Source organism: Sulfurospirillum arsenophilum NBRC 109478 (assembly GCF_000813345.1).
Classification (GTDB): domain Bacteria; phylum Campylobacterota; class Campylobacteria; order Campylobacterales; family Sulfurospirillaceae; genus Sulfurospirillum; species Sulfurospirillum arsenophilum.
Genome location: NZ_BBQF01000002.1, coordinates 22,731 through 49,392, shown reverse-complemented (window position 1 = coordinate 49,392; position 26,662 = coordinate 22,731). Strand labels below are relative to the sequence as shown.

Below are 26,662 nucleotides of genomic sequence, written 5' to 3'. Positions count from 1 at the left end.
TTGGTGAGATATTACTATTAACAATCTTAAAAAAGCCAAAACATAGAGGCGTTGTGCTATATTTCCACCTATTATCAAACACCTAGGAAAAGCATGTTTTTACCAACCACCAAAGAAGAGATGAATCAGAGAGGATGGACTCAACTCGACATCATACTTATCACCTCTGATGCCTATATAGACAGCCCCTACATGGGAGTTTCTGTTGTAGGTCGTGTGTTGGAAAAGGCTGGTTATAAAGTCGGCATTATCGGACAACCAGACATTACATGTAAAGATGACATTAGCCGTTTGGGAGAGCCTAAACTCTTTTGGGGAGTGAGTGGCGGCAGTGTGGATTCTATGGTCTCTAACTATACAGCCACCAAGAAGTTTCGCAATTCTGATGACTACACGCCAGGAGGCATTAACAACAAACGCCCTGATCGTGCAAGCTTGGTTTACACCAACCTCATCCGCCAAAACTTTAAAAATACCGTACCCATTATGCTAGGCGGCATTGAAGCAAGTCTGAGACGTGTGACGCACTATGACTTTTGGAGTAACAAACTTCGTAAACCCATTTTGTTTGATGCCAAGGCAGACTACCTGCTTTATGGCATGTCAGACAAAAGCATCATCGAGTTTGCCGATGCTCTCAAAGAGGGAACCCAGCCTTTACATGTAAAAGGACTTTGCTACATTTCCAAAGAGCCAAAAGAGGAGTATCTTACCCTTCCGAGTCATGCTGAAACACTGGCAGACAAGCTCAAATTTATGGATATGTTTGACATTTTTTACCACAATAATGATCCGATTTCAGCCAAAGGACTGTGTCAAAAAGTGGATGATCGCTACCTCATCCAAAACCCACCTTCCCTTTACCTTACCACAGAAGAGATGGATGAAGTAAGCGCGCTTGCGTTTATGAGAGATGTTCACCCCTACCATAAAAAAGATGGAGCGGTCAAAGCACTTGAAACGATTAAATTTTCCATTTCAACGCACCAAGGCTGTTATGGCGAATGCAGTTTTTGTGCCATCAGCGTGCATCAAGGAAGAACGATTCGTTCTCGCTCAGAAAATTCTATTCTCAAAGAAGCTAAACACTTTACGACCTATAAAGATTTTAAAGGTATTATCTCCGATCTTGGAGGGCCAACGGCGAATATGTACGGCTATGAGTGCCATAAGAAAGTCACCAAAGGAACATGCGAAGAGAAAAGCTGTATGTTTCCAAAACTCTGTAAGGCACTCAAACCAACGCATAAGAAACAACTCGATCTACTGCGAAAAGTCAGAGCGCTTCCGGGCATTAAAAAAGCGTTTGTGGCTTCAGGTATTCGCTACGATCTCATCAGCGATGATAAAATGTATGGCTATGAATATCTTAAAGAGATTGTTGAGCATCACCTTAGCGGTCAGATGAAAATAGCCCCTGAGCATATCGATGATGAGATCTTAGCGCTCATGGGAAAACCAGGCAAAGAGTCCTTAGTCGAGTTTAAAGCGCTTTTTGATAGGTTGAGTCGTGAGTCTGGTAAAAAACAGTTCCTCACTTACTATCTCATCGCCGCACATCCTGGGTGTGAAGAGAAACATATGCATTCTTTAAAACAGTTTGCGAGTACTGTTTTGAAGATCAATCCTGAACAAGCACAAATCTTTACCCCAACACCTTCAACTTATGCAACACTCATGTACTACACGGGCTTACACCCTATAACACGAAAACCTCTTTTTGTTGAAAAAGATATGCATAAAAAAGAGCGTCAAAAAGAGATCGTTGTCTCCAAAGAGCGTAAGTTTTACAGTGGATTTGATAGCTAAAAGTCTTTACATGTAAAGGAGTATCTATGAGTGTTTTAATGGAATTTAGTATGTTCCCCCTAGAAGGAGAAGACAGTAAGAGTGCCGATGTTGCACGCATCGTTCAAATGATTCATGAAAGTGGTTATAGCTACAAACTAACTCCTATGAGTACCGTTGTTGAAACACCAACCATGAGTGAAGCACTGAAGCTAGTAGAAAATGCTTACGCGCTGTTAGAAGCATGCGGACGTGTTTATGCCTGTTTAAAGTTTGATATCAGACCAAATCGTGAAGATGGAATGCAGCAGAAAATCGAATCGGTACAACATAAACTCGATTGTCTCATTAGTATCTAAATCAAAACGACACTTATGCCGATGTAGATTCAACTAAAGGAGTCATCATGCAGAGTATAAGCGCAAGCAATTACAGTTACAATAGTTTGGACTTTTCACTTCAAACCAGTAGTGGAGATACTATTGATCTTAGTATGTATGATGAACGCTCTCTTGAAGTTTCGCAAGAACAAAGTGGCAATACCTCAAGCACCTCGTTGTCACTCTCCCATGCCTATGGCTATAGTTTTCAGTACAAAGGCGATGGTATTGATGCAAACGATCAAAAAGAGATTGATGCGGCAATGAAGCTGATTCAGCCGATGATGGATGAGTACCTCAAAAATGTAGAGGAAAGCGGAAATTCTACGACACAAGCAAAAACGACCAACACAGCGTATGACATTAATTCAAAACTACCTACTATTGAAGAGCTCAACACCCAAAATTATGCGAATGATTCGATACTCAAAAGCCTTGATAAGATTTTAGAAAAAGCACAAAAGCAGAATGAAAAACTACTCCAAGAAGCGCAAAAGCTTTTTGATAGCATTTTGAAACAACAAAAGGGTTTTGAACTTTACATCTAAAGTAGTGGTGGTACTTTCATACCACCGTATTTTGGCTAGTTGAAGTTTTTAGCTAAATGCGCACGGAAACGTGCTTTCTCATTTTCTAAATCTAAATCACCTTTGAAAATATCATGTACAGAGTATGTTTCCAATGGTTCTGCTCCACAAAACTGGAATGTTTTATGTGTTGCAACATTGGCTTCATCAAGACTAAGTCCTTCAAAGAATCCCTCTTTATTGCTAAACTCTGTTGTTGGGCAGTTATAGGTTAACGAGAGCATGTATTTTTTGCCTTGCATCAAACCGCCACTACCATAACGCTTTGTTGCGTCACTTCTGGTTCTTCCATCACTGGCATACGTTACAGTATCTTTACCCATAGAAAAGATCTCATCGATATACTTTTTAGTCAACCAAGGCACGCCCATCCAATAAACAGGATATTGAAAGAGTATGATGTCTGCCCAAGCAAATTTGTCAACCTCTTCTTTAATACTGTAGTCACTCTCGACAACGCTATGCTTGATGGCATACCCTTCTTTTTGAAAGAACTCCGTAGCCGTGTCGATGTAAAACTGTGTTAGTTTTCCCTCTGCAACGTTTGGATAGTATTGATGACCATTGATGATAAGTACATTTTTCATGTATAACCTTTCCGTTTATTTTTGGAAAAGTATAACTGCAATATACTTAATTTATCTTTACAGTATTTTAGGTAAGTATTGAAATGGCTTTGGGTTGTATCTTTACATGTAAATGATCTTTACGGTTAAGAGGCTTTGAAATTCTCGCACTTTCGATGCAAAGCATCTTAGTGTAGTCATCTTTTTTCATATCTGAAATGTTTGCTGAACCTTCAACCCACGGGTTCCAGACAACAACATCGCTGTGATTTTCGTGAGAAATGCTTATGGTTCGCTCTTTCTCTTGAAGAATGGTTTTGACTTCGGGTTGTGTGTAGATACGATCAATCGCTTGGTTTACATGTAAAAGCTCATCTGGGCTTTCCCAAGACTTTCCCTTTTGCAAAGAGTCCGTATAAATGCCACCAAGACCAGTGACGTTGACATCATTGATATGTTTACATGTAAAGTAGGAGTGAAGTGCAGCGGTGCTCTCTTTTTCCGCGTTTACATGTAAAGAAAGCTCAACATCTCGTCCCAAATTCATCTCGAGTCGTATGGTAAACGCATAAGGCCACATAGCGCGTGTCATTGCAGAGTCATGCAGTTCAAAGAGTAGTTGCATGCCCTCTTCGCTTTGGGTATGTTTGAGTAAATCCCACTCAACAAGACGGGCAAATCCATGAGAGGGACTGCCCGCTTTTCCAAACCATGGCCAACACAGAGGAATGCCTCCACGAAACGCCTTGCCTTTTTCAAATGTTGAAAGCTCCGCTGACCAAAAAAGTGGTTCACCGCCTTTGAGCTGAAAATGAATCAGTTGTGCTCCTTGTCTTAAAACAGTTGCATCAAAGAGAGGATGGTGAAGTTCAAAACCTATTGCTGTGTTTTTAATAGAGTGAGCGTTAATGGAAGCTCTCCACGAGTTTTTGCACCAGCAAATTCCAACCATCTACGAGTACAAAAATAAGCAGCTTAAACGGTAAAGAGATCATAACAGGAGGTAGCATCATCATACCCATTGCCATCAAAACGGAACTGACCACCATGTCGATAACAAGAAAAGGAAGATAGAGCAAAAAGCCAATCTCAAAAGCAGTCTTTAGCTCACTGATCATAAAAGCAGGCATTGCCACAGTCAAAGGCACATCTTCAATGTTTTTAGGGTTTTCGAGGTTGCGAATACGAAAGAAAAGGGCTAAGTCTTTTTCACGTGTATTGCGAATCATAAAAGCTTTAAAAGGCGCAGAGCCTTTTTCAAACGCTTCTTGGTAACTCATCTTCTCTGCCAAATAAGGCTTTATAGCTACCTCATACGACTCATTCATAACGGGTTCCATAATAAAAAACGTCAAAATCATCGCCAAAGAGACCATAACTTGAGAAGGAGGCATTTGCTGTGTTCCAAGTGCTTGGCGAAGAAAAGAGAAAACGATCAAGAGACGTAAAAAACTGGTCATCATAAAAATAAGCGAAGGGGCAAGAACAAGAATCGTTAAAACCAACACTAAGTTCATGCTGGTAACAAGCTGCTGAGGTGAATTTGGTGCGCTCAAAGAGAGGTTAACGGTAGGGATTGTATCGGCACCAAAAGCCATCGGTGTCATACAGATCAATAGTAAAAGTATAATTCTCTTTAGGTTTTTCAAATGGGTTCCTTGAATATTATCTTATGATTTTAGTTGGTTTTGCGTTAAAATCCATTTAATCTTTAAACAACTTTTCGTTAAAATAGATTTCATCTGACTGTTAGGAACACACTTAATGAATATTTCTATTGCGATTATGGCTGCGGGACTTGGTACTCGCATGAAGTCCACACTTCCAAAGGTACTTCACGAGATCAGCGGTTTTGAGATGTTGTACCACATCATCAAAGAGGCACAAAAGATCAGTGATGACATCCATGTCATTTTATACCATCAAGCAGACCTTGTTCAAGAAAAAATGAACCGTCATTTTAAAAATATCCACTATAGCATACAAGACCATCAAAACTTCCCAGGTACGGGTGGTGCGATCCGCGGTGTTGTACCAAAATACGAGCGTTTGCTGGTACTCAATGGCGATATGCCCCTGCTTGAAGCCGAAAATATGCAAAATTTTACACATTTGGATGCCGATGTTGTGATGAGCGCTTTTACATGTAAAGAGCCATTTGGGTATGGTCGTGTCATTATGGATACCCATTATAACGTTGAAAAAATTGTCGAAGAGAAAGATGCGAGTGTTGAAGAGAAAAAAGTAACTGCGGTAAATGCAGGTGTTTACCTCTTTAAGACCGATTTTCTAAAAGAGAATCTTCCTAAACTCTCCAACCAGAACAGTCAAAAAGAGTACTACATCACAGACTTAATTGCTTTAGCCAATGCTGAAGATAAAACAGTCAAAGCCCTTTTTGTTGATGAAGCAACCTTTATGGGTGTCAACTCCAAGTATCACCTCTCCCAAGCTGAAGAGCTGATGCAAGATCGCATTAAACGCCGTTTTATGGAGCAAGGTGTAAGTATGCGCTTACCTCAAACCATCTACATCGAAGCGGATGTGCAGATAAAAGGTGAATGTAAACTTGAAAACGGTGTCACCCTGCTTAAAGGTACCGTTTTGGAAAATGCGCATATTAAAGCGCACTCAGTCATTGAAAAAAGTGTCATCAAAAACTCTGACATAGGACCTATGGCTCGTGTTCGCCCCGACTCAATCATCGAAGATACCCACATCGGAAACTTTGTTGAGATCAAAAAATCCACCCTTAAAGGTGTCAAAGCGGGACACCTAAGCTACCTTGGTGATGCAACCATTGATGAGGGAACAAACATCGGCTGTGGGACGATTACATGTAACTACGATGGCAAAAGCAAATACAAAACCATCATCGGCAAAAACGTCTTCGTCGGAAGCGATACTCAACTTGTCGCACCTGTTACCATTGCGGATGATGTCCTCATTGCTTCAGGTACAACGGTCACAAAAGACATCCCTAAAGGAGCCCTAGCGATCAATCGTGAACCGCTCAAAATCATTGAGGGTTTCTTTTACAAATTCTTCGGGAAAAAAGATGCGTAACAACCAACTCACAGGTAAAAAAATCCTTTTAGGCGTGACCGGAAGCATTGCGATCTATAAAGCATTAGAGCTGATTCGTCTTTTTATCAAAGCGGGCGCTGAAGTCAAAGTGCTGATGAGCGAAGATGCCAAGCGTTTTATAGCACCGCTTACCTTTGAGGCGATTAGTCAAAATAAGGTCTTACATGTAGAAACCGAATCGTGGAGCGAAGGGCTAAGTCACATTCATACGGGCAAATGGGCAGACCTTTTCATTATAGCCCCCGCTTCAGTTAATACGATCAATAAACTAAGTCATGGCATTGCGGACAATCTTTTAACACAAACAGCCATTGCCTTTACCAAAACCATTGTTCTAGCCCCATCAGCTAATACCAATATGATGCTAAACCCCATCACGCAAGAGAGCCTTACCAAGCTTACATCACTGGGTTATCAAATCATCGCTCCACAATCTAAATTACTTGCGTGTAATGACGAAGGTGTGGGCGCTCTTGCTGATGTTGAACAGATTTTCTACACATGCGCAAGGCTACTTTTAAAAGAGCCTTTTTGGATGGATCGAGAAGTCATTATCACCGGCGGTGGTACGATGGAAAAAATTGATGATGTCAGATGCCTCACCAACTTTTCCAGCGGAAAACAAGCTTCTGCCCTTGCCCTTGCGTTTTACCTAAGAGGTGCGAATGTCACACTCATTAGCAGTGGTGAAACGCCAATGGTCAATGCGATTAATACGTTACATGTAAAAAGCACGCATGAGCTTCAAAGCGCCCTTCTCTCACAAATGCAATATGTCAATAAAAACGATAAAACCCCTTATCTTCTTATGGCGGCTGCCGTGAGCGATTTTGTACCTGTTCAAACGCACGAAGGTAAACTCAAAAAAGAAGAGTTGGGTGAGCATTACAGCCTAGAGCTTAAACGCAATGTCGATGTACTCTCAATACTTCCCAAAAAAGGGTTCAAAGTCATCGGCTTTAAAGCAGAAATGGATGAAAGCAAAGCACTGGGTAATGCAGGAGCGATGCTAGAGAAAAAAGGGTTAGATGCGGTATGTCTCAACGTTCTCAAAGAGCACAACACCTTTGGGAGCAGTAAAAATGAAGTAAGCTTTATCACCGCTTCTCATGTCCAAAAATTCTCCTTAGCGGGTAAATTTGAAATCGCAGAACAAATCGTGGAGCAATGTAGTCACCTATGATCTCCACACTTCACAAGTTAGCTGGCATTGGCTCAGATATTGGGCATACCAGTAGCTCTAGTATCAATTTCAATGCCAACTTACCGGTGAGTCTTGAAGTTCTCAAACAAATCGATGCAACACGCTTTCGTTTAAAACTTGGACGAAAAGAGCTCACTACTAAAAGCAGTAAAAACCTCAAAGAGGGACAAAAGTACTGGGCAAATTTTTCCGAAGGTAAAGGCGGTATCTTAACGATCTCCAATCTTTGGAAACAGCCTCAACTTTTTGAAGAGGAAGCGTACTTTTTACCTGTTTCTTTTGATCAATTATTTGAGTCCAGAAGCTTTAGTTACAGTGATTTTAAGGCTTTTTTATTTAAACAGCTGAGCGATGAACAACTGAGCCGTGAACTCTTTAAAACCTATTCGTATATGCTATTAGCCCTCTCCAAAGCGACCATTCATCTTCCTTTGATCTATGGAGGAAAAAAGGTAATGGTACAGTTTCAAAAACAAGCAGATGCATCACTCATTTTCTATATTGCTTATGAACATTTAGGACCACTTAGAGGAATTATCACTCCCTCAGAGTTTGAAATAGCCACAATGTATGAAAAAAGTTTGCATTATTTACAAAAAGAGAGCCCTAAATTGGGTATGATTACACACCTTACTCTCCAAAAAGAGATTAAATCTCTTTTTGATGTAAGTGATTTAGTTTTAGATGTGAAGGGCTAATCTGTTATGGAAGGTGTTTTAGTCATTATTTTTGGCTTATGCATAGGATCGTTTCTCAACGTTGCTATTTTGCGCTTACCCAAAAATGAAAGCATCACACTTCCTGCATCGCACTGTCCAACGTGTTTGCATCCTTTGAAGTGGTACCATAATATTCCTCTTTTCTCGTGGCTCTTTCTAAGAGGAAAATGTGCATTTTGTAAGAGTGCTATTTCACGTCAGTATCCCTTTGTTGAACTTGGCACCGCAATGCTGTATGGACTAAGCTATATACGTTTAGAGAGTGTAACGCAAGCCTTGTTAATCGGTTCAGTCTTTGCACTTTTACTGGCTTTAAGCATTATAGATTTACGATACAAGGCAGTACCTGATACACTCAGTATGCCTGGACTTTTACTGGCTTTTTGTGTAGGAAACCCTTTAGTGTCTTTTCAAAATGGGCTTTTGTTTATGGGAGCTTTTACGCTTCTTCGCTTTCTTCTCTCTGCGCTTTTAAAAAAAGAAGTCATGGGGGAAGCTGATATCATTATCGCTGGTATTATAGGCGCCATTCTTGGTATAAAACTAGGCTTTGCTGCCATTTATATTGCAGCAGTTATTGCTCTGATAGCATTTGTTATTGTACGTAAACGTGGCTATGAGCTTGCGTTTATACCGTTCCTTGCACTTGGACTTTTGTTCACGTGGCTTTTTAATACACCAATTTTACATGTAATGGAATTTATTTATGAATAGAGTCAGTCGTTATCTTTTAAAACATTTTAGTGAGCTTTTTAGTTCACTGTTTTTTATCCTCTTTTTTATCACATCCGTGGTCTTTTTTATCAAGTTAACGGCAATGACTGCCATTATAAAGATGAATTTTTTAGAGCTTGGAACGCTATATATCTATTTGTTACCACGAACTTTGATTTATACACTGCCATTGACTTTTTTCATTGCACTGTGTATAACCTTATTCAACCTCTCAAAAGAGAATGAAACGATCGTTCTGTTTACACTAGGATATAATCCTAAAAAGATTGCGCAACTCTTTTTAACGCTATCTTCCGTACTTTCGGTCTTACTGATTATTGATATATTTGTTCTTATTCCTATTTCAAAACAACTCAATACCAACTTTTTTGAATATAAAAAAGCGGAAGCAAAATTCAACATCAAAGCGAATGAATTTGGACAAAAATTTTCTGACTTGCTTGTCTATATCGAACACAGTGATAGCAATCAAAACTACAGAGGTATTACGCTTTATCAATCGCCCACTGAAAAAGAGGATGAAAAACTGATCGTTGCAAGTAATGCTGCCATTTTCAATGAAAAAGGTACCCTTAGGCTCAATCTTGATCAAGGTAAAATTTTTGAATTTACCAAAGAAGATATTCAACAAATAAATTTTGAACGTATGCACATCAACGCTAGGCCAAAAACACCTATAGGAGCTATGCAAAGTATTGAAGAGTATTGGAATGGCGTTTTTGTGGATCAAAAGCGTGCGTATGATCTCTCATTTTTCTTACTTATCGCCCTTTTTCCTGTCGCATCAACACTAATTGCTCTTAGTATTGGTATTGTGACGTATCGATACGATAAAGGAAGTATTTACGTTGCTATGTTCTCAACGATTGCACTTTACCTTATACTCACAACACTAGTATCTACATGGCATCCACAAAGTGCTCCAATCATTGTTTTTCTTACAACATTTTTTATTGCCTATCAAATTTACAAAAAGCGCATTCGTGCTATGTTCTAGGCTCTCATGCGTGTTAAAATTACTTTAAGTTATGATGGAAGCCATTTCAATGGCTTCCAAATCCAAAAAAATGAAACCAAAACTTCACAGAGCATTGCAGGAGCAATTACAAGAGCTCTTAGACGCGTTAATGTCAATTCAACCCTCGTTGGAAGTGGACGAACCGATGCAGGAGTTCATGCAACACATCAAGTCTTACATGTAGACCTTCCCTCTTTTTGGAGTGATCTCTCAAAACTGCAATCCCATCTCAATGGCTTTCTTGAACCTTCTATTTATATTCAGAACATTATGCCTGTTCCTTCTTCGTTTCATGCTCGTTTTGATGCCAAAAAAAGACTCTATCGCTATGTACTTTATGATGGAGCGTATCAGCCTTTTTTAGCCAATTATGCTTTACATGTAAAACCATTAGATATTATGAAATTAAATGATTACGCACAAGTTTTTGTTGGATTACATAACTTTGAGTATTTTAAGAAGCTTGGTGGAGGAAATACAAAAGACGAACGTACCATTTTAAAAGCAGGTGCTTATCGACATCAAAATCTCATTATTATCTATTTTTTAGGCGATGCCTTTTTACGCTCTCAAGTACGAATGATGTGTGGAAGTTTGATCAAAGCATGCGATGGAATACTTAGCTATGACGATCTTAAAGCACAACGTGATCGTCAAATGAAAGTGTCCACATCACTCATTCCAGCCTGTGGACTTTACCTTTCACGCGTCTTTTATTGATTAAGCAGTAACGCTCCACCCACAACCACTTTTTTGACTTTGCCATGCAGTGTATTACCGCAGTAGAGTGAATGTTTGTTGGTGACTTCATAACTCTCTTTTGGATCAAATAGAACTAAATCAGCATCGTAACCTACGGCAATGACACCTTTTTGAGACAGACCTAAGACTTTAGCTGGATTGTAGCAACAGATGCGAATAAGTTCATTCAAACCAATGACATCATTCTTCACTAAAAATGTATACGCAAGTGTTAAAAACTCTTCAATAGATCCAATACCAAACGCAGCATCTTCAAAGGCTACATCTTTGTATAAAATAGATTTAGGAGAGTGGGCAGAGGTTAAAATATCAACAGCTCCTTCTTTGAGTGCGCTTACCAATGCTTGACGTTCTTCTTCTTCACGCAAGGGAGGCATCAATTTTGCATAGGTATTAAAGCCATCACAACTGCTATCATTTTTAGAAAAATGATGAATGGAAACTTCCGTATAAAGGTCCGATTTGAGTGCTTTATGTGCTTTTGCAATCTCTAAAGAGCGCTTCGTTGAGAGTGATTTCAAAACCACTGTTGCACCGTAAAAATGTGCCATTTCTGCCACTTTTGCCACTTCTGCCGTTTCCGAGATTTTAGAGATACCTGAAAGCCCTAGTTTTGAAGCAATGGCACCATCATTCATCAGTCCATTGTCATCCAGATTTGGCTCATAACACTGTACAAAAAGAGGTCTTTTTTTCATCGTTGCATACTGCATACCTCGTCTTAGAAGATTGGCATTACGATGAGAATCTGCCAAAATAGCTGCGGCACCGTTGTTTAAAAGCGTTGCAATATTATGGAGTTGATCTTCTTTTTCATCGGCAAGAGGAGCACTCATTTTGAGGTCAATTTTGGCTTGATCGATCTTAAATTTTACCAATTCCAACAGTGTCGCACTCTCAAGACGTGGGCTAAAATCAGACATAACAACAGCTGTTGTAACACCACCTTTTAAACAGCTACTTGCTAATTTATCAATATGCTCTTGATTAAGGGTACTATTGGAAAAACGAACATTAAGATCAATAAGACCAGGAAGAAGGTAAAGTCCACTCGCATCAATCACCTCATGCGTAGAAGCATCCAGTTTTTGCGCTACTGCGACAATTTTACCCTCTTCTATCAGCACATCTTGGCTCACAAGACCTTGCGTGGTTGACACTAAAGCATTTTTAATTAACATGGCTTCCTCTTTTTGATAGTTTTTGTTTGAAACTCACAATGCGCTCATAGGAAAGTGCTATGCGCTCCGTACTTAACTCACCGCTTTTAATGGCATCTGTTATAATTTTATTAATTGTAAATGTCATACTTGCATTATCGGCAAAATAATTTGTAAAGACTAATATATCCGCACCTGCATCAATGCTACGAATGACGCGCTGTTTAAAATCAACACTACTCGCAATGGAATGTGTTCTCAAATTATCGGTAAAGACAACACCTTCAAAGTGCATTTTATCTCTCAGTAAGCCCTGAATAACGAGTTTTGAAAAAAGAGTTGGATTGTTGGAGTCAATCTCTTTGTGCATTGCATGAGACATCAAAACGGCATCCATTTTACCATAAGCAATCAGATCATAATAAGGTTTTAACTGCTCAAATCGCCATGTTGATGTTACATCTTCTTCGCTTGAAAAATTGTTCCAAAGATTAGCACCTGCTGTGGGGAAATATTTCACAACGGGTGTCACACCTTCCGCATGAAGTGCATTGATAAAAAGCATTGCATAAGTGGTTACAATTTCTTCATAACTTGAGTAGCTACGTTGCAATTTAGCGTTTTCGTAGACGTCTTTTTTGGGTTGGAGATCGAGCACGGGCGCAAAGTTGACATTGATCCCACTTTTAGCAAGGTCATGGCTTAGCTTTTGGTAAAGTTGTTCTGCTTCTGCGATATCTTTATTTTTAAAGAGTTCATAGGCAGAAGGAACTTCACTAAAGCCCTTTTTAGCCTCAAAAAGACTCTTTTCTCCACCTTCATGCTCTACGGCAACGATGAGGGGCAGATCTTTAGGTGCTTGTGCTTTTAGATACTCATTCAGTTTTTTAAGTTGTACTGGATTTTGAATGTTTTTATCCATTAAAAAAACACCGCCAATTTTTTCACGCTTAATGTCTTTGGCAATCTGATCAACCCATTTATCGCCCTCTTTGGTTCCATCAAAGCCAATGATAATCATCTGAGCAATCATATCTTCTAAAGGAGGTGTTTTAGCGTGTAAAAATGAGGCAAAAAGTAGGCAAGTGAGAAGGAATTTTAGCATCAATCGGCCAATAAGTCTTTCACACTCATACGAGGTTCTTTACCTTTTAAGATGAGTGCTATTTCATGTGCGATAGGCGTATAAATAGTATGTTTGCCAGAAAGCTCAAAAATTGCTTCAGAGGTAAAAACACCCTCAGCAACTTCGCCTAAAGCCACCAGGATATCATCAAGCTTTTTACCCTCGGCCAAGAAAAGACCGACACGGTAATTTCGTGAAAGCGTACTAGAAGCTGTTAAAAAAAGATCCCCTGCTCCGCTTAAGCCTAAGAAAGTCTCATCTTGGGCTCCAAAAAATTTTCCAAAACGGCGCATCTCAACAAGACCACGTGCTATTAAACTTGCTCTTGCATTATTGCCAAGCTTTAGTCCATCACAAATACCACTGGCAATGGCAAGAACGTTTTTATAAGCGCCACACACTTCGGCACCAATAACATCTTTGGAAGTGTATGTTTTGATAAAGGAAGGGAAAAATGCGGCAAACTCTTTTGAAAGGGTTTCATTGATCGAATTGATAACAACGGCTGTGGGAAGACCTTGCATGACCTCACTTGCGAATGATGGGCCCGATAAAAAACTAAGATGATCTTCGGGGACATGCTTAGCAAAAATCTCATTGAGAAATGCACCACTGCCCTGCTCTATACCTTTGGCTGCAACCAAAATTTTTTGTCCGCTAAACGTAAAATGTGCCTCAAGCCAACCACGAACGACTTGAGCAGGAAGTGCAAAGATAAGGTACTCACACTTTAAAGCCTCTTCAAGGCTGACAAAGTTTTCAAGAGGTTTTGTTTGACGTGAGGTGATCTTACATGTAAAATTGCGAGAAAGTGCAAACTGAAGTGCTTGTCCCCATTTTCCCGCTCCAATGACTGCTATACTCACGCTCTTTCTCGCTTATACATCAAGTCTAGATTTTAAAAGTTCGTTTACTTTAGCAGGATTGGCGGCCCCTTTGCTCTCTTTCATCGTTTGACCGACAAAGAAACCAAAAAGTTTATCTTTTCCACTCCTGTATTCTGCTACTTTATCAGCATTTGCACTAATGATCGCATCGATGATCGCTAAAATTGCACCATCATCGCTGACTTGTTTAAGACCCAATTTTTCAATCGCGTCATCAACACTTGCACTGTTTTCCATCAAATAATCAAGCACCTCTTTCGCCGCTTTACCACTGATAGTTCCATCTTCGATGCGTTTGACAATCGCTGCCAATTTAACCGCATCCACAGGCGAAGTCACAAGGGTCATACCATGACTTAATCGTGCTTGAAGTTCAACCGTAAGCCATGTTACAGAGTTCTTAGCCCCTGCCCCCTCCGTTATCATTGTCTCGTAAAAACGTGCCATTTCAACGCTGGATGTAATCACATTGGCATCGTACTCTTTAATGCCATACTCTTTTAAGAAACGATCACGTTTTTGATCGGGGAGTTCTGGAATTTGGATACACTCTGCAAGCATTTCTTCAGGAATAAGAACAGGAAGCAAATCAGGATCTGGGAAATAACGATATTCCGCACTATCCTCTTTACCTCTCATGCTTCTTGTTTCATTTTTTTCGGTATCGTAAAGTCTGGTTTCTTGAACCACTTCTCTTTCATAAACGCCATCTTCCCATGCATTACTTTGACGCTCTACTTCGTAGTCAATCGCTTTTTGAATAAATTTAAATGAGTTTAGGTTCTTAATCTCAGCTCTGGTATAAAGCTTCGTATCGCCCTTAGGACGAATGGAAACGTTGGCATCACAACGGAAGCTCCCCTCTTGCATATTCGCATCGCTGATGTCGAGGTAACGTAAAATGGCATGGAGCTTTTTAAGGTACAAAATTGCCTCTTCGCTGCTTCTCATATCTGGCTCGCTTACGATCTCAAGAAGCGGTGTTCCAGCACGGTTTAAGTCCACATGAGAGACATTGCCATGGTGAATGTTTTTACCTGCATCTTCTTCAAGGTGCGCTCTTGTAACGCCAATACGCTTCGTTGTACCATCTTCAAAGTCAATGTAAATTTCACCCGCTTCAACGATAGGTATCTCAAATTGGCTGATCTGATAACCCTTTGGAAGGTCTGGGTAGAAGTAGTTTTTACGGTTAAAAATAGATTTTTGATTAATGGTTGCATTAATAGCCGTACCTAAGGCAATGGCTTTTTTTACAGCTTCTTTGTTTAAAACAGGTAAAGCTCCAGGAAGTCCTAAACAGACTTCACACACATTGGTATTAGGCTCGTCTCCAAAACTGGTTGGACAACTGCAAAAAATCTTGGTTTTTGTGTTTAACTGAGCATGAACCTCTAGTCCAATGACAACTTCAAATTGCATAAATACCCTTTGGGATTAATCTATAAAAAAGCGAATTGAGGCAAAACCGTACACGCCAACCTCTTCACAAGCTTTCACTTGCTCTATGTTGATGATGCCACCAAGCGCGAAACATTTAACGCGGATTCTATCATTTATTTCTTTTAACTTCTCTAAACCAAGCGGTTCTCCCTTGTTTGGCGTTGCAAAAATAGGACTAAATGTGATCGCATCTGCTCCTCTTTTTTGAGCTTCTTCTACTTCCTCAAAAGTGTGCGTACTTACAATCACTTCTAAACCTAAGGCTTTGGCATTTGGGGTTACATGTAAAGCATTGGATGGCAGATGCACACCATCACAGCCTAATTCATATGCGAGTTTAAAATCTGTATGTAAGTAGAGTTTTGTTCGTTCATCTTGCAAAGAAGCCTTTGCAACCATAGTGGCTAAAGAAATATAATCTGTTGTCTGTTTATCGCGCAAACAGATGTAATCAGGCTGATACTTTGCCTTTACATGTAAAAGTTTTTGAACGACTTCGGTTGGGTTGGAAGTATAAAATGAGGGATCAGTGATGAGATACTGTTTGATCATTGAGGCTAAGTTTTTCTAAGAGATGCGTCTGCTTTTTAAGCTCTTCAAATTTATCCAGTTGCAGTTGTGCCATTTCAAAGATAATGACAAAAAAGCAGCCACTCAGAAAGAAGAAAAGAGCAATAATGGAAGCGATGATAGTGCCAAAAGGAAGAAAAAGTAGGAAGGTATAACCTCCACCAGCCAATGCAAGAGCCCAAGAGGCTCCTTGCAATAAACTGAGGAGTTTTTCAAAACGCGTTTGTTGGTGTTGCAACACGAGAGTACTTTTTAGTGCTCTTCGCTAATTAAAACAGCACCTGCAAGATAAACGTATGTTAAGATCATAAAAATAAATGTCTGCAAGAATGCAGAGAATGTTAAAAGTGCATACGCAGGAAGTGGTGCTACCCAAGGAGCAAGCATCAAGACAACTGCTAAGAAAAGATCATCACCTTTGATGTTACCGAAAAGTCGGAAAGACAAAGAGACAATACGAGAAAGATGTGAAACGATCTCGATTGGGAACATTAATGGAGCCAAAACTTTCAATGGTCCCATAAAGTGTGCAAAATAATGAACAACACCGTTTACACGGATACCCTCAAAGTTATAGTAAACAAAGACCATAAGCGCTAGTGCCAATGTCATGTTTAGGTTGCTTGAAGGAGCTTCAAAACCAGGGATAATACCAATAACGTTTGCAATAAATACCATCAAACCAAGTGTTGCTACAAGTGGTAGGTATTTACGCGCCAATTCTTCTCCAATGACATCTTTACCCATAGAGATGACACTCTCAAGATACGCTTCCATGACATTTTGAACACCACTTGGTACCAGTTGCATTTTAGACGTTGCAAGTTTTGCCAAGACAAAACTGATAACACCGACTAAAACAATATGGGATACAAAGATGAAGTCATGAGTGTGATTAATAAGACCTAAAAATGTAAACATTTCGCCCATTACACATTTCCTTCGTTAATAATTTTGCGTGATTGTATCGTTAAATCATTTAATAGTAGTTTAAGGCTTCGGTTTTTTGCGAAGTTCGCTGACCTGTTGCCCACCTATACCCCAATTATCCATATCAACTTCGTCAATCGTGACAACCGTTGTGGCTGGGTTCTTACCCAAAACACTCACTAAGAGGTTTGTTACCCCTGCAATAAGCTTCTCTTTTTGCTCTTTTGTTGCACCCTCTTTGGTGATTTTGATGTTAACATAAGGCATTTTTACTCCTTGATTAATAGTCTATGTGCACGTGAAAGTGCCATATCAATATTGTCAGTAATGTTTTCTAACCCTATTTTTTTCTCAAAGCCAAGACGTCGCATTTTAAGCTTAATGTGCTCATTGACCCCTGAAAGTACAAGAATCGTTCCGTTGCTTTGGCAAAGATCAAAAAACTCCTCTAAGGCATGAAGTCCCGTTGCATCAATCATAGGAACGTGACGCATACGTAATATAAAGACTTTTGGAGGATTGCTCACTTCTCCTAGTACATTTTTAAGACGATCGGCAACACCAAAGAAGAAAGGTCCATCGATCTCATACACTTCCACATCTTTAGGGACAATTTTCTTAGAAATGGCATTCACATCATCCATTTCAATAGGCTCATCGTCTTCATCTAAAGGCATGCCAATCGTATTTTTCGTATCGACAATACCCGTAACATCAATCATGCGCTTAATAAATAGCAGACCTGCTAACATAATGCCTGTTTGAACACCCGTGTTAAGATCGATTAAGACGGTTAAGAAAAACGTCATTAAAAGTACAACAGTATCGTTACGCTCAGACTTAAGAGCAATCGCTTTAAAGTGGTGAAATTCACTCATATTCCAAGCCACCACGATTAAGATAGCAGCCAATGTTGCTAAAGGAATCAGCACAATGAATTTAGAAAACAAGAACATAAAAATAAGTAACATTAAAGAATGAATAACGCCAGCAATAGGGCTATATGCACCAGCTTTGATGTTAGTCGCTGTCCTTGCAATGGCTCCCGTTGCTGCAATACCACCAAAAAGGACAGAAAAAATATTAGCCGTACCCTGTGCCATAAGCTCTTTATTAGAGTGGTGACGATCTCCTGTCATACCATCTGCCACAACACACGAAAGTAGAGATTCAATGGCTCCTAACAGCGCAATCGTGATAGCATCTGGGAAAACAGCACGCACTTTTTCCAATGAAAACGCAGGAATGGATGGGTATGGCAAGGTAGAAGGCAATGCTCCAAATTTAGAACCAATCGTTTCAACGGGGAGTTTAAAAAGATAGACGGCAAGTGCTGAAAGAATAATGACAATAATAGGTGTAGGAATATGAGGAAAACGATGGCGCAATTTAAGCAAAAGCGCAATACTAATAACGCCAATAGCCAATGCATAATAGTTTACATGTAAAAACTCAGTAGAATAAAGCTTCCACTGATCTACAAATTCAGCTGGCATTTTTGCAATAGGAAGCCCAAAAAAATCTTTGATCTGTGAAGAAAAGATAATGAGTGCTATACCTGTGGTAAACCCAACTGTAACGGGATAGGGAATATACTTGATGATATTTCCAAGCTTAAAAACACCCATAAAAAAAAGCATGATGCCGGCTAAAAACGTGGCAATCACTAAGCCATCGTATCCATGTTTTAAAATAACCGCATAGAGTACCACAACAAAAGCCCCCGTAGGACCTCCAATCTGGTACCTACTCCCTCCAAAGAGAGAGATAATCAACCCAGCGACAACCGCTGTAAACAGTCCTTTTTCAGGACTAACACCACTGGCTATGGCAAATGCCATGGCTAAAGGCAAAGCAATAATTGCAACCGTAGAGCCAGCTACTATATCAGACGATAATTTTGCGAGGCTATACCCTTCCCTCAAAACCGTAAAGCTCCTAGGGAGCCAATACTTCACATTCATTGTGAACCTTAAAGAAGAATTTTCTCTTGTCCTAAGCGATAGAGTGCAAAATCATATTTGACAGGATCACTCGGATCAATCTTTTGGAGTGCGTGACTCAACTCTAACACAGCTTTAAAATCATACGACTTTCGCTGAATCAAGCCCAGTTTTTTTCCCAACGCAAAGGTATGGGTATCAAGAGGAACGAGCAGATCTTTGGTATCAACACCATGCCAAAGACCAAGGTCAAGATGATCTTTACGAACCATCCATCTAAGATACATATGCCATCGTTTATAAGGAGATACTGGGGTTATGGGAGGTATTGTACCCAATAAAAACTGATAGCCACGTGAACGATACGCATTAATATCATAGAGTAAACCAATAACGGCACGTAAACCGTCCATCACATCTGATTTTTTTTGATATGCAGGGAGAAAAATTGACTCGAATGATCCAATGTCGTGTTTAACACGTCTTAGCGTTGTAAAAAGTGCTTGAATATCTTTAGCATTTTGAAAACGGTAATAGTGATGTGCTAATGTTGTCTCAATGGTTTGATCATCAGTATCCAGTAGTGAAAAATCTAAACTCTCTAAAAATTGAATGATTGCAGGAACGTTACCATAAGCAAATAGCGCACAAATCAATGCGCTAAATTCATCTTTATAACGTGATGCGACCATGAGAGGGTCTGGACGATTTAAACTGATCTCTTCTACATGATTACGCTTATTGGCCTCTTCGTTTAAAAGTTTCGCAACCTGATCAAACGTCATTTAAGACATCTTTTTCGTTACTCTTACTTTGCAGATAATCAGAGAGATTAATCAAAGAAAAGGTGACAAGAAAGATGAGAAAACCTGGGAAAAAACTCAGCCACCATGCAATATCGATCACTTCTTTACCTTCACTGATAATCACACCCCAACTCATCTGTGGAGGCGTAATACCAATACCTAAAAAGCTAAGCCCACTCTCTGCTAAAATCGCTCCACTCACACCAAAGGTAAAGCTAATGAAAAAGATAGGAGCAAGCAGGGGAGCAAAGTATTTAAAAATAATTTTGAATGTATTGACGTTGGAGAGTTTAAGAATTTTAATAAAAGGAGCATTCGAAATCGCGAAGCTCTCACTTCGTATCATTCTCGCCATACCCATCCAACCTGTAATAGAGATGATAAAAATAAGAACCCACACCGAAGCACTCATATAACTAATCAATGCCAAAAGAAGAAAAAACGTCGGAAAGGTTAAAAAAAGATCAATCACAACGATAATGAGCTTATCAACACTCTTTTGAAAAAATCCCGCACTAATACCAATCATAAGCCCTACAAAACTCGAAATCAAGGCACTTAAAATACCAATCATCAGTGAAACTTGACCACCTACCATCAAACGAGCTAAAAGATCACGCCCTAGCCTATCGGTTCCTAAAAAATGTTCATAACTTAGAGGCAACAAAATAGCGGTGGGATTGAGATCATACGCTGACCCTGCATAAAAATAAGGGAAGAGAAAGCAAAATAAGAAGATGAGCACCAAAAGCATGGTGCTCACAAAAGGAAATCGTTTCACTATTGTTTAATGCCTAAGAGAGTTTGTAGCATTTCATCTATTGTTGTAATGATCTTTGCAGCCGCACTGTAAGAACTTTGATATTGCATCAAATTGGCTAACTCTTCATCTTTGTTAACACCACTTATGGATAGGAATTGCGTATTGATTGTATTATGCAATGCTTCATTGGTATCATAACTTGTTGATGCAGCTGAAGCATCTGTTGCCACGGTTGTTGTTAAGGAACTGTAATACCCAGCTACTGTCTCTTTAGATGAACTACCATCCTTTGCATAAAAATTCAATGAATTATATTGTAGCTGTACCATAGCGTTGGCAACATCATGATTACCAACAACAGGTGCAGCATATGCTTGCATTAACAGCGGATTTTTCTTATATTCGGTTTTGACATCAATATTGGAGCCATCCGTTCCTGTGAAAAATTGACTGACACCAATTGCACCAGGGAAGTTAGTTCCATTGTCTTGAAGTGCTATTGTATAACCATTATTAAGTGAAGTAGGCGAAAGAGAGAATGTTCCATTATCCATAAATGTCGCTTTATAATAGTCATCCACGTCGTTAAGCGAGTTATTATCCTTATTATCATCGGTACTTTTATTCATTTGAGTCAATATGCTAGAAGAAAAAGTATCATCACCCATGCTTGTTGTATTATTTATATTAATAGTTTTACGTGCTACTTCTTTGCCAGAATTATCATAAACAATCATATCGAACGAACCATCTTCAATGTTATTATAGGCATTTTGTAACGAAGTATTACTTTTAATATCCAAATTAGGTGATTGCATACTGGTTTGAGCACTTTTTGCGTAAATGTTATTGGTCTCTGTAATAATGGTTTGAGCAAGACTATCAAGGTTATCAACATAATTTTGAATCGTTCCATCTTGAGGATAACCACCATTCACATTTGGAGAAATAACACGACCACGAAGATCTAGCATTGCGCCAACTTTCCCTCCAGATAACTGCTCTGTAAGGTTATAGCGTGTGCCATCTTGTATTTCAGAATAAATAGAATAGTAATTACTGCCATTAGACGTATTATCAATAACCAAAGGATGAAACGTTGAGCCATCAACAAAAGAAGCACCTGCAATATTAAGATAGTATTGTGTACCAGAGTCTGTCATATTTGCATCAACGGTATTGTTACTGGTAATATTACCCTTAGCAACTGTAATATCAAGCATTTTAGATAATGTAAGTTCTAGTTCATCCCGTTTATCACGAAGGTCATTCGCATAATTTCCTTTGTCAGATTCAATATTAGCAATTTGTTTATTAACATTTGCGATTCGCTCACCAAGACTATTGATTTCATCAAGAGATGATTTTAGCTGTGTATTGATAGAGTCTTGAATCCCCCTAATGGCTTCTCTTGTTGATTGGATGTCTCCACTTAATGTCGTTGCAGCTTGAGTTAAAGCAATCTTTTGAGAACCAGCGGTTGCATTGGAAGCAAGATTATTCCACTGTGTAAAATAATTGGTTAAATCTTTGGAGATACCAGCATCGGCTAGGTCTGGGAAATTTTTTGCAACTTCTTGAAGTGACTGAGAAGAATAGGTATCGTATGAGAGATTTGTAGAAGCACTTCTTAATTTTGCAAAAACAAATTCATCATGGATACGAACAATAGATGTCACCGTGACACCAGAACCTACACTGACACCTTGTCCACTTAGCGCAGGGCTTGCAGAAAAATTTACCCTTTGGCGTGTATAAAACTCATTTTTGGCATTAGCAATATTTTGACTGGTAGTTGCAACGGCTACTTGAGCAGCATTTAGTCCTGAATTACCTGTATTGAAAATCCCAAATAAGTTACTCATGACTAAGCCCTTACTTTGAGTAAAGACGCTGGCTTATGATTTGCGACTTTGTAGCCTTCCATATCGCGTGGGAAAATACTATCGAGGAGTACGTTGTAAAATTGGCTGATGGTGACGACATATTTTGCATATTGCTTATTACAAATCTTAAGCTCTGAGAGTTTTACTTTCATTTGTGCTAAAAGCTCTTTTTGTTCAACACTTAGCAACTCTTCTAATGAAGTTTGACCGCTCTCTTTGAGCATCTTCATCAGTTCATTGTCTAAAAGAGACTTTTTAGTTTCAAAGGATTGAATTAAATCATTTTTAATTTTTGCTCTCTCAAAAACCTCACTATGTTTTGCGACTTTGATGTCTGCTATATCTTTGTGTGTTTGTTCAATGAGATTCTCTATATCTTTAATAGCATTGTGTAAATAGTGCGTCAACATCTTATTATCCTTTTACATGTAAGGATCTAGATCAACTCTTCCGCGACTGCTTGAGCAGTTTTTGCTAGATCGACTTTATACGTTCCATTTGCGATCTGCTCTTTGAGTGCGGAGACTTTGTCTACCCCTTCACTTTTTTCTGTTTTTGAGACACCTTTAGATGAATCATCTTTAGGAGTACTCTGTTGTAAATACGCCACGTTGGACGATTGAATTTTTGAAATCATTTTAAACCCTTTATTTTAGATTGTAGTTGTCTACAACCATATCGTCCAAAATGATAAAACTTTAACGCCCTTCTTTCAAATAAGTAAATAACATTTGACTCAAACCCAAATTTCCACTTAAAGCTGTACTCATCGTATCGTTATACATAGATTTATAGATTTTATCTCCTGCATCTTTTGGGTAAAGGCCATTCTCTTCTTCACTGTTCATAGCAATATCAAGGATTTGTTTCACAAAATAGGCTTCAAATTTGTCGGTCTGCTCTTTTAGTGACGCATCACTTTTGCTCTTGGTGTCTAGTTTGCTCATGGAACCATTGAAATTGGCATTTAAAAGAGCAACACTGTTATCGGCTGTTTGCATTAGATGATCTCCAATGGTGCAGTAATGGCACCTGAACGTTTGATATTTTCTAAAATCGAGATAATGTCTTTTGGTTTTGCACCCAGCTTGGTAAGTGCGCGTGCAATATTTGCAACCGTCATACTCTCTTCTTTGATCTTAATACGATTTTCGGTACTGGCTATCTGAACATCGCCACCAATATCAACGCTTTTATCATCAAGAGGTGCATTGCTTGCTTCAATTTTGATGGTAATGTCGCCGTGAGTGACAACCACTGGATCAACTTTAATATTAACACCTGAAACAATAGTGCCTGTTCGTTCATCTATCACGATTTTGTATTCTTTTTCATATTTAACATCAGCGTCTAATGTTTTTGCTAAAAACTCAACCGTTGAAAGATTTTCTGGACGCATCAATCGAATGGTGCGAGAGTCAGTTGCAACGGCAATTTTTTTACCAAACATCGAGTTGAGTACATTTTGGACAGAAACGGCCGTATTAAAATTGGCTTCTTTTAAAGAGAGATTAACAAATTCTTGTTCATGGAGGTCATTTTCGATTTCACGCTCGACTAAAGCACCTGAAAAGATATTTGCAGATAATGGGTGATTAAGTTGGCCTTTTTCTTTACCATTCATGCCACCGATAGTCAGTGAACCTTGTGCTAAAGAGTAGATTTTTCCATCCACACCTTTAAGCGCGGTAAGGAGGAGATTTCCACCTTGCAATGATTTTGCATCGCCAATAGAGGATACAGAAACATCCAGTTTATCACCTTGTCTTGCAAATGCTGGAAGTTTTGCTGTAACCATAACAGCTGCAACGTTTTTAGATTTAATATCAGCAGGATCAATTTTGACGTTTACGGTTTGCAAAAGGTTTGAGAGTGAACGTAATGTAAATTGAGAAGAAGAGCCATCGCCTGTTCCATTAAGACCAACAACAAGACCATATCCTATCAATTGGTTATCACGTACGCCTATAACATTGGCAATATCACCTAATCGTTGTGCATACAGTGTACTAAGCGTTGAAATTAATACTAAAGATAATGTGAGGATCTTCATCAATTTCCTTTAAATTTGACATTCTTGCCAATTTAAAGCAATTAATGTTCCAATAATTCCTTTTGGTTAACGCGTTGTAAAATATCTTGCATCATATCGATTTGAACTTTTTGAATTTCAAGCAATTCTTCTTGTTGATGCATGATAAGATGGTCAATTTTTTCGTGAAGCATACGAATTTCAAGTTCTGATTTGAGATTGATCATATAGTCATTTTTTGCGCGGATTCTATCTTTTTCTTCTTGCCTGTTTTGACTCATCATAATAACAGGAGCTTGTAATGCTGCGATACACGACAATATTAAATTGAGTAAGATGTAAGGATAAGGATCAAAACCTTGATTTTTAAACCAAAAGATGTTGATTAAAATCCAAACGAGCAGAAAAGAACAAAAAGAGATAATAAAGGTCCAACTACCACCAAAAGTTGCGACTTTATCCGCTACTTTTTGACCAAAGGTCAATGCCGTATTGTCGTCATTCTCGACTTTATCACTCAGTGTTGAATTGTTTTGAAACGAACTTAGAACACGTTGTTCCAAATCGGAGAGCTGTCCTAACTCTTTTGTCAAATAATCCGTAATATATTTTTCACGAAAAACATTGAGTTCGCTATTGGCTACATAACTGTTCTCACCAAAATCAGGATATTTTTCTTGAATAGATTTCAAGATAGAGTGACGAATGGTGGTAGCAGAAATACGTTCAGAGAGGGGAAACGCTTTATGAGATATATCGCTTATAAAAGTACTGTTTTCCATATTACATGTAATAGCTTAGAGAGCTATTTCCAAATTTTTTAGTTTTTTGTAACCCAAAGGCACCAATACGCTCAGGAAGTGCAAGTGTACTCATATGTTCAATGACGATCAAATGAGCTTTTTCAGGGGGAATTGAAGCAATAAGATCAATCACTTTTACATAAATTTCTTCCATTCCCTCTCGAATCGAAAAAGGAGGATCAAAATAGAAATAGGCTTTACATGTAAAGGTTGGAATGAGTGTTGGAAATATGATAAAACTATCGCCATAAAGCGGTGTTGTATGTGCTTCATCAATTACTTTACAGTTACTTTTAAGCGTTCCAAATGCGGCTTTGTCTTTTTCAATAAAATAAGCATGCTTTGCTCCACGGCTGAGTGCTTCAAGCCCCATAGAACCGCTACCACCAAAGACTTCAACGAAAACTTCATCCACAATATCATATTGTAATGTATCAAACAAAGAGCCCTTGAGAATACCTTTCGTACTTCTGGTACTTTCAAGAGAAGGAAGCATTATCTTCTTGCCTTTGTATTTGCCAGCACTAATCGTTGCCATCAGAGGCTTAATTGCCATAATAGCCTCGAATCGTTTGAATAAGCTCTGTTCTAAACTTTTCAGTCAAAGCCGTAATTTTTTCTTCAAGAGCATGGGTTGTTTTGGATTGAGGCATCATATCATCCACATTACCGTGTAACATAAGCAGATGCTGAAAAAATTTATCAAGCTCTATGAACAGTGATGATTTCGAAAAAGGAATGATTAAATTGCCTTCCGTGGAAGAGATATAAAAGATAGGTTTGTCAAGTTCAATTTTTTTATCACTGATCACAAAATCACACTGTTTATAAGGAACAACGATATCTCCTAAAAAACTTTTCAGTGCGCGACTTAACAGCAATGATTGGCAAACTAAAGCTACTTTCATGATATTCCTCTTTTTATATACCTGAAATAGTAACACACTAAATCTTAATAGACTTCTTGTATAGTCTATTAAAGTATAATATATTTATGAAAACGATGTGTTTATTATGAAGCATATCGCTATAAGCAATTAAACAAAAAAAAAGATGTGTCGATCTAGCTAGTAGGAAAATTACAAAACGACAAGGAGGACAATTATGGACATCTTTAGCGCAACAAGTAAACAAGTTGAAGCTGCAACTGCTCCTAAGGTAGAAAATTCAGCTCCAATGAGGCAAGTCGAACAAACGGCTGATACATCCAAAGTGAATCAGCAAAATAATAAGGAACAAGAAGATCCAAAAGCATTAAGTGAAACGGTTAGTGAGCTTAATAAACAGATGGACTTACTTAATACCAATATTACGTTTGGATATAACGATAAAATAAATCAAATGTTTATTAACGTTATAGAAAAAAGTACAGGCAAAGTCATTCGCAAATTTCCTACAGAAGAAGCGATGAGCCTTTCTGCCAAAATGAAAGAGATCGTAGGAATAATTTTTGATAAAAAAGGATAG

The 26,662-nt window shown here is 38.7% G+C and carries 32 protein-coding genes; 10 read left to right on the top strand and 22 right to left on the bottom strand.

Annotated elements, in window-relative coordinates; genetic code table 11:
- Nucleotides 1-93 precede the first annotated feature (93 nt).
- The 3 genes from SAR02S_RS04645 to SAR02S_RS04635 are packed head-to-tail and all read left to right on the top strand — an operon-like array spanning nt 94 to nt 2,716.
- Nucleotides 94-1,809, top strand: a complete 1,716-nt coding sequence (locus SAR02S_RS04645; protein WP_084218449.1) for a YgiQ family radical SAM protein — start codon at nt 94-96, stop codon at nt 1,807-1,809.
- A gap of 26 nt (nt 1,810-1,835) precedes the next feature.
- Entirely contained in the window at nt 1,836-2,147 is a 312-nt protein-coding gene (locus tag SAR02S_RS04640; protein WP_041957432.1) for a thiamine-binding protein, read from the top strand.
- A 47-nt stretch (nt 2,148-2,194) separates the two neighbouring features.
- The gene (locus SAR02S_RS04635) at nt 2,195-2,716 is read left to right on the top strand and encodes a restriction endonuclease subunit S domain-containing protein (RefSeq protein ID WP_041957431.1); all 522 of its coding nucleotides are present in this window, start codon (nt 2,195-2,197) and stop codon (nt 2,714-2,716) included.
- Nucleotides 2,717-2,751: 35 nt separating this feature from the next.
- Here SAR02S_RS04635 and SAR02S_RS04630 read toward each other — a convergent pair whose 3' ends face one another.
- The 3 genes from SAR02S_RS04630 to fliP all read right to left on the bottom strand — a co-directional run bounded on the left by SAR02S_RS04630 (nt 2,752) and on the right by fliP (nt 4,928).
- Nucleotides 2,752-3,342 (bottom strand): NAD(P)H-dependent oxidoreductase, encoded by a 591-nt coding sequence (locus SAR02S_RS04630; protein ID WP_041957430.1) that lies wholly within the window; start codon nt 3,340-3,342, stop codon nt 2,752-2,754.
- Between the two features lie 67 nt (nt 3,343-3,409).
- On the bottom strand, nt 3,410-4,273 hold the full coding sequence (locus tag SAR02S_RS04625) for a D-hexose-6-phosphate mutarotase (protein ID WP_052433534.1): 864 nt from the start codon (nt 4,271-4,273) through the stop codon (nt 3,410-3,412).
- Complete coding sequence (fliP, locus tag SAR02S_RS04620; RefSeq protein ID WP_041957429.1) at nt 4,227-4,928, bottom strand: flagellar type III secretion system pore protein FliP; 702 nt, start codon at nt 4,926-4,928, stop codon at nt 4,227-4,229. Before fliP ends, SAR02S_RS04625 begins: the two co-directional genes overlap by 47 nt.
- A 157-nt stretch (nt 4,929-5,085) precedes the next feature.
- Between fliP and glmU the strand changes: the two genes are divergently transcribed.
- From glmU to truA, 6 genes are read left to right on the top strand one after another with little or no spacing between them, the layout of a single operon-like run.
- Nucleotides 5,086-6,387 (top strand): bifunctional UDP-N-acetylglucosamine diphosphorylase/glucosamine-1-phosphate N-acetyltransferase GlmU, encoded by a 1,302-nt coding sequence (gene glmU / locus SAR02S_RS04615; protein ID WP_041957428.1) that lies wholly within the window; start codon nt 5,086-5,088, stop codon nt 6,385-6,387.
- Nucleotides 6,380-7,591: a bifunctional phosphopantothenoylcysteine decarboxylase/phosphopantothenate--cysteine ligase CoaBC gene (gene coaBC / locus SAR02S_RS04610; RefSeq protein WP_041958342.1), complete on the top strand. Its 1,212-nt coding sequence runs from the start codon at nt 6,380-6,382 to the stop codon at nt 7,589-7,591. The genes glmU and coaBC overlap by 8 nt, the downstream gene beginning before the upstream one ends.
- Nucleotides 7,588-8,310 (top strand): hypothetical protein, encoded by a 723-nt coding sequence (locus tag SAR02S_RS04605; protein ID WP_041957427.1) that lies wholly within the window; start codon nt 7,588-7,590, stop codon nt 8,308-8,310. The genes coaBC and SAR02S_RS04605 overlap by 4 nt, the downstream gene beginning before the upstream one ends.
- Before the next feature lie 6 nt (nt 8,311-8,316).
- Complete coding sequence (locus tag SAR02S_RS04600) at nt 8,317-9,045, top strand: prepilin peptidase (RefSeq protein ID WP_041957426.1); 729 nt, start codon at nt 8,317-8,319, stop codon at nt 9,043-9,045.
- A complete protein-coding gene (locus tag SAR02S_RS04595; protein WP_041957425.1) occupies nt 9,038-10,063 on the top strand; it encodes an LptF/LptG family permease in 1,026 nt (341 codons plus the stop codon). Before SAR02S_RS04600 ends, SAR02S_RS04595 begins: the two co-directional genes overlap by 8 nt.
- Before the next feature lie 6 nt (nt 10,064-10,069).
- Entirely contained in the window at nt 10,070-10,804 is a 735-nt protein-coding gene (gene truA / locus SAR02S_RS04590; RefSeq protein WP_041957424.1) for a tRNA pseudouridine(38-40) synthase TruA, read from the top strand.
- Here truA and SAR02S_RS04585 read toward each other — a convergent pair.
- From SAR02S_RS04585 to SAR02S_RS04495, 19 genes are all read right to left on the bottom strand, one after another.
- Entirely contained in the window at nt 10,798-12,027 is a 1,230-nt protein-coding gene (locus SAR02S_RS04585) for an amidohydrolase family protein (protein ID WP_041957423.1), read from the bottom strand. The two genes, truA and SAR02S_RS04585, sit on opposite strands and share 7 nt — an antisense overlap.
- Nucleotides 12,017-13,111, bottom strand: a complete 1,095-nt coding sequence (locus tag SAR02S_RS04580) for a glycoside hydrolase family 3 N-terminal domain-containing protein (protein ID WP_041958340.1) — start codon at nt 13,109-13,111, stop codon at nt 12,017-12,019. Before SAR02S_RS04580 ends, SAR02S_RS04585 begins: the two co-directional genes overlap by 11 nt.
- A complete protein-coding gene (locus SAR02S_RS04575) occupies nt 13,111-13,998 on the bottom strand; it encodes an NAD(P)H-dependent glycerol-3-phosphate dehydrogenase (protein WP_041957422.1) in 888 nt (295 codons plus the stop codon). The genes SAR02S_RS04580 and SAR02S_RS04575 overlap by 1 nt, the downstream gene beginning before the upstream one ends.
- A gap of 12 nt (nt 13,999-14,010) precedes the next feature.
- A complete protein-coding gene (gene gatB / locus SAR02S_RS04570; RefSeq protein WP_041957421.1) occupies nt 14,011-15,441 on the bottom strand; it encodes an Asp-tRNA(Asn)/Glu-tRNA(Gln) amidotransferase subunit GatB in 1,431 nt (476 codons plus the stop codon).
- Between the two features lie 15 nt (nt 15,442-15,456).
- The gene (locus SAR02S_RS04565; RefSeq protein ID WP_052433533.1) at nt 15,457-16,014 is read right to left on the bottom strand and encodes a thiamine phosphate synthase; all 558 of its coding nucleotides are present in this window, start codon (nt 16,012-16,014) and stop codon (nt 15,457-15,459) included.
- On the bottom strand, nt 15,989-16,273 hold the full coding sequence (locus SAR02S_RS04560) for a hypothetical protein (RefSeq protein WP_041957420.1): 285 nt from the start codon (nt 16,271-16,273) through the stop codon (nt 15,989-15,991). Before SAR02S_RS04560 ends, SAR02S_RS04565 begins: the two co-directional genes overlap by 26 nt.
- An 11-nt stretch (nt 16,274-16,284) precedes the next feature.
- Nucleotides 16,285-16,962: a F0F1 ATP synthase subunit A gene (locus tag SAR02S_RS04555; protein WP_041957419.1), complete on the bottom strand. Its 678-nt coding sequence runs from the start codon at nt 16,960-16,962 to the stop codon at nt 16,285-16,287.
- Between the two features lie 60 nt (nt 16,963-17,022).
- Complete coding sequence (locus SAR02S_RS04550; protein ID WP_041957418.1) at nt 17,023-17,229, bottom strand: tautomerase family protein; 207 nt, start codon at nt 17,227-17,229, stop codon at nt 17,023-17,025.
- 2 nt (nt 17,230-17,231) lie between these two features.
- Complete coding sequence (locus tag SAR02S_RS04545; protein WP_041958335.1) at nt 17,232-18,887, bottom strand: SulP family inorganic anion transporter; 1,656 nt, start codon at nt 18,885-18,887, stop codon at nt 17,232-17,234.
- A 47-nt stretch (nt 18,888-18,934) separates the two neighbouring features.
- Nucleotides 18,935-19,690: a TIGR02757 family protein gene (locus SAR02S_RS04540; protein WP_041957417.1), complete on the bottom strand. Its 756-nt coding sequence runs from the start codon at nt 19,688-19,690 to the stop codon at nt 18,935-18,937.
- Entirely contained in the window at nt 19,680-20,465 is a 786-nt protein-coding gene (locus tag SAR02S_RS04535; RefSeq protein ID WP_041958333.1) for an ABC transporter permease, read from the bottom strand. The genes SAR02S_RS04540 and SAR02S_RS04535 overlap by 11 nt, the downstream gene beginning before the upstream one ends.
- Nucleotides 20,466-20,491: 26 nt before the next feature.
- Nucleotides 20,492-22,339 (bottom strand): flagellar hook-associated protein FlgK, encoded by a 1,848-nt coding sequence (gene flgK / locus SAR02S_RS04530; RefSeq protein ID WP_041957416.1) that lies wholly within the window; start codon nt 22,337-22,339, stop codon nt 20,492-20,494.
- Between the two features lie 2 nt (nt 22,340-22,341).
- Nucleotides 22,342-22,770: a hypothetical protein gene (locus SAR02S_RS04525; RefSeq protein ID WP_041957415.1), complete on the bottom strand. Its 429-nt coding sequence runs from the start codon at nt 22,768-22,770 to the stop codon at nt 22,342-22,344.
- 26 nt (nt 22,771-22,796) lie between these two features.
- A complete protein-coding gene (locus SAR02S_RS04520) occupies nt 22,797-22,997 on the bottom strand; it encodes a flagellar biosynthesis anti-sigma factor FlgM (RefSeq protein WP_041957414.1) in 201 nt (66 codons plus the stop codon).
- Nucleotides 22,998-23,058: 61 nt separating this feature from the next.
- The gene (locus tag SAR02S_RS04515; RefSeq protein ID WP_041957413.1) at nt 23,059-23,361 is read right to left on the bottom strand and encodes a rod-binding protein; all 303 of its coding nucleotides are present in this window, start codon (nt 23,359-23,361) and stop codon (nt 23,059-23,061) included.
- Nucleotides 23,361-24,413: a flagellar basal body P-ring protein FlgI gene (locus tag SAR02S_RS04510; RefSeq protein ID WP_198133082.1), complete on the bottom strand. Its 1,053-nt coding sequence runs from the start codon at nt 24,411-24,413 to the stop codon at nt 23,361-23,363. The genes SAR02S_RS04515 and SAR02S_RS04510 overlap by 1 nt, the downstream gene beginning before the upstream one ends.
- Before the next feature lie 41 nt (nt 24,414-24,454).
- A complete protein-coding gene (locus SAR02S_RS04505) occupies nt 24,455-25,174 on the bottom strand; it encodes a DUF1003 domain-containing protein (RefSeq protein ID WP_041957411.1) in 720 nt (239 codons plus the stop codon).
- 1 nt (nt 25,175) lies between these two features.
- Nucleotides 25,176-25,751, bottom strand: a complete 576-nt coding sequence (gene rsmD / locus SAR02S_RS04500) for a 16S rRNA (guanine(966)-N(2))-methyltransferase RsmD (protein ID WP_041957410.1) — start codon at nt 25,749-25,751, stop codon at nt 25,176-25,178.
- Complete coding sequence (locus SAR02S_RS04495) at nt 25,741-26,103, bottom strand: hypothetical protein (protein WP_041957409.1); 363 nt, start codon at nt 26,101-26,103, stop codon at nt 25,741-25,743. Before SAR02S_RS04495 ends, rsmD begins: the two co-directional genes overlap by 11 nt.
- Before the next feature lie 196 nt (nt 26,104-26,299).
- On the opposite strand from SAR02S_RS04495, the gene SAR02S_RS04490 reads away from it, so the two are divergent.
- Entirely contained in the window at nt 26,300-26,662 is a 363-nt protein-coding gene (locus tag SAR02S_RS04490; RefSeq protein WP_041957406.1) for a flagellar protein FlaG, read from the top strand.

Coding starts and splice junctions, on each gene's coding strand:
- SAR02S_RS04645 (WP_084218449.1), top strand. CDS start 94: ATGTTTTTACCAACCACCAAAGAAGAGATGAATCAGAGAGGATGGACT.
- SAR02S_RS04640 (WP_041957432.1), top strand. CDS start 1,836: ATGAGTGTTTTAATGGAATTTAGTATGTTCCCCCTAGAAGGAGAAGAC.
- SAR02S_RS04635 (WP_041957431.1), top strand. CDS start 2,195: ATGCAGAGTATAAGCGCAAGCAATTACAGTTACAATAGTTTGGACTTT.
- SAR02S_RS04630 (WP_041957430.1), bottom strand. CDS start 3,342: ATGAAAAATGTACTTATCATCAATGGTCATCAATACTATCCAAACGTT.
- SAR02S_RS04625 (WP_052433534.1), bottom strand. CDS start 4,273: ATGGTTGGAATTTGCTGGTGCAAAAACTCGTGGAGAGCTTCCATTAAC.
- fliP (WP_041957429.1), bottom strand. CDS start 4,928: ATGACACCGATGGCTTTTGGTGCCGATACAATCCCTACCGTTAACCTC.
- glmU (WP_041957428.1), top strand. CDS start 5,086: ATGAATATTTCTATTGCGATTATGGCTGCGGGACTTGGTACTCGCATG.
- coaBC (WP_041958342.1), top strand. CDS start 6,380: ATGCGTAACAACCAACTCACAGGTAAAAAAATCCTTTTAGGCGTGACC.
- SAR02S_RS04605 (WP_041957427.1), top strand. CDS start 7,588: ATGATCTCCACACTTCACAAGTTAGCTGGCATTGGCTCAGATATTGGG.
- SAR02S_RS04600 (WP_041957426.1), top strand. CDS start 8,317: ATGGAAGGTGTTTTAGTCATTATTTTTGGCTTATGCATAGGATCGTTT.
- SAR02S_RS04595 (WP_041957425.1), top strand. CDS start 9,038: ATGAATAGAGTCAGTCGTTATCTTTTAAAACATTTTAGTGAGCTTTTT.
- truA (WP_041957424.1), top strand. CDS start 10,070: ATGCGTGTTAAAATTACTTTAAGTTATGATGGAAGCCATTTCAATGGC.
- SAR02S_RS04585 (WP_041957423.1), bottom strand. CDS start 12,027: ATGTTAATTAAAAATGCTTTAGTGTCAACCACGCAAGGTCTTGTGAGC.
- SAR02S_RS04580 (WP_041958340.1), bottom strand. CDS start 13,111: ATGCTAAAATTCCTTCTCACTTGCCTACTTTTTGCCTCATTTTTACAC.
- gatB (WP_041957421.1), bottom strand. CDS start 15,441: ATGCAATTTGAAGTTGTCATTGGACTAGAGGTTCATGCTCAGTTAAAC.
- SAR02S_RS04565 (WP_052433533.1), bottom strand. CDS start 16,014: ATGATCAAACAGTATCTCATCACTGATCCCTCATTTTATACTTCCAAC.
- SAR02S_RS04555 (WP_041957419.1), bottom strand. CDS start 16,962: ATGGGCGAAATGTTTACATTTTTAGGTCTTATTAATCACACTCATGAC.
- SAR02S_RS04550 (WP_041957418.1), bottom strand. CDS start 17,229: ATGCCTTATGTTAACATCAAAATCACCAAAGAGGGTGCAACAAAAGAG.
- SAR02S_RS04540 (WP_041957417.1), bottom strand. CDS start 19,690: ATGACGTTTGATCAGGTTGCGAAACTTTTAAACGAAGAGGCCAATAAG.
- SAR02S_RS04535 (WP_041958333.1), bottom strand. CDS start 20,465: ATGCTTTTGGTGCTCATCTTCTTATTTTGCTTTCTCTTCCCTTATTTT.
- flgK (WP_041957416.1), bottom strand. CDS start 22,339: ATGAGTAACTTATTTGGGATTTTCAATACAGGTAATTCAGGACTAAAT.
- SAR02S_RS04525 (WP_041957415.1), bottom strand. CDS start 22,770: ATGTTGACGCACTATTTACACAATGCTATTAAAGATATAGAGAATCTC.
- SAR02S_RS04520 (WP_041957414.1), bottom strand. CDS start 22,997: ATGATTTCAAAAATTCAATCGTCCAACGTGGCGTATTTACAACAGAGT.
- SAR02S_RS04515 (WP_041957413.1), bottom strand. CDS start 23,361: ATGCAAACAGCCGATAACAGTGTTGCTCTTTTAAATGCCAATTTCAAT.
- SAR02S_RS04510 (WP_198133082.1), bottom strand. CDS start 24,413: ATGAAGATCCTCACATTATCTTTAGTATTAATTTCAACGCTTAGTACA.
- SAR02S_RS04505 (WP_041957411.1), bottom strand. CDS start 25,174: ATGGAAAACAGTACTTTTATAAGCGATATATCTCATAAAGCGTTTCCC.
- rsmD (WP_041957410.1), bottom strand. CDS start 25,751: ATGGCAATTAAGCCTCTGATGGCAACGATTAGTGCTGGCAAATACAAA.
- SAR02S_RS04495 (WP_041957409.1), bottom strand. CDS start 26,103: ATGAAAGTAGCTTTAGTTTGCCAATCATTGCTGTTAAGTCGCGCACTG.
- SAR02S_RS04490 (WP_041957406.1), top strand. CDS start 26,300: ATGGACATCTTTAGCGCAACAAGTAAACAAGTTGAAGCTGCAACTGCT.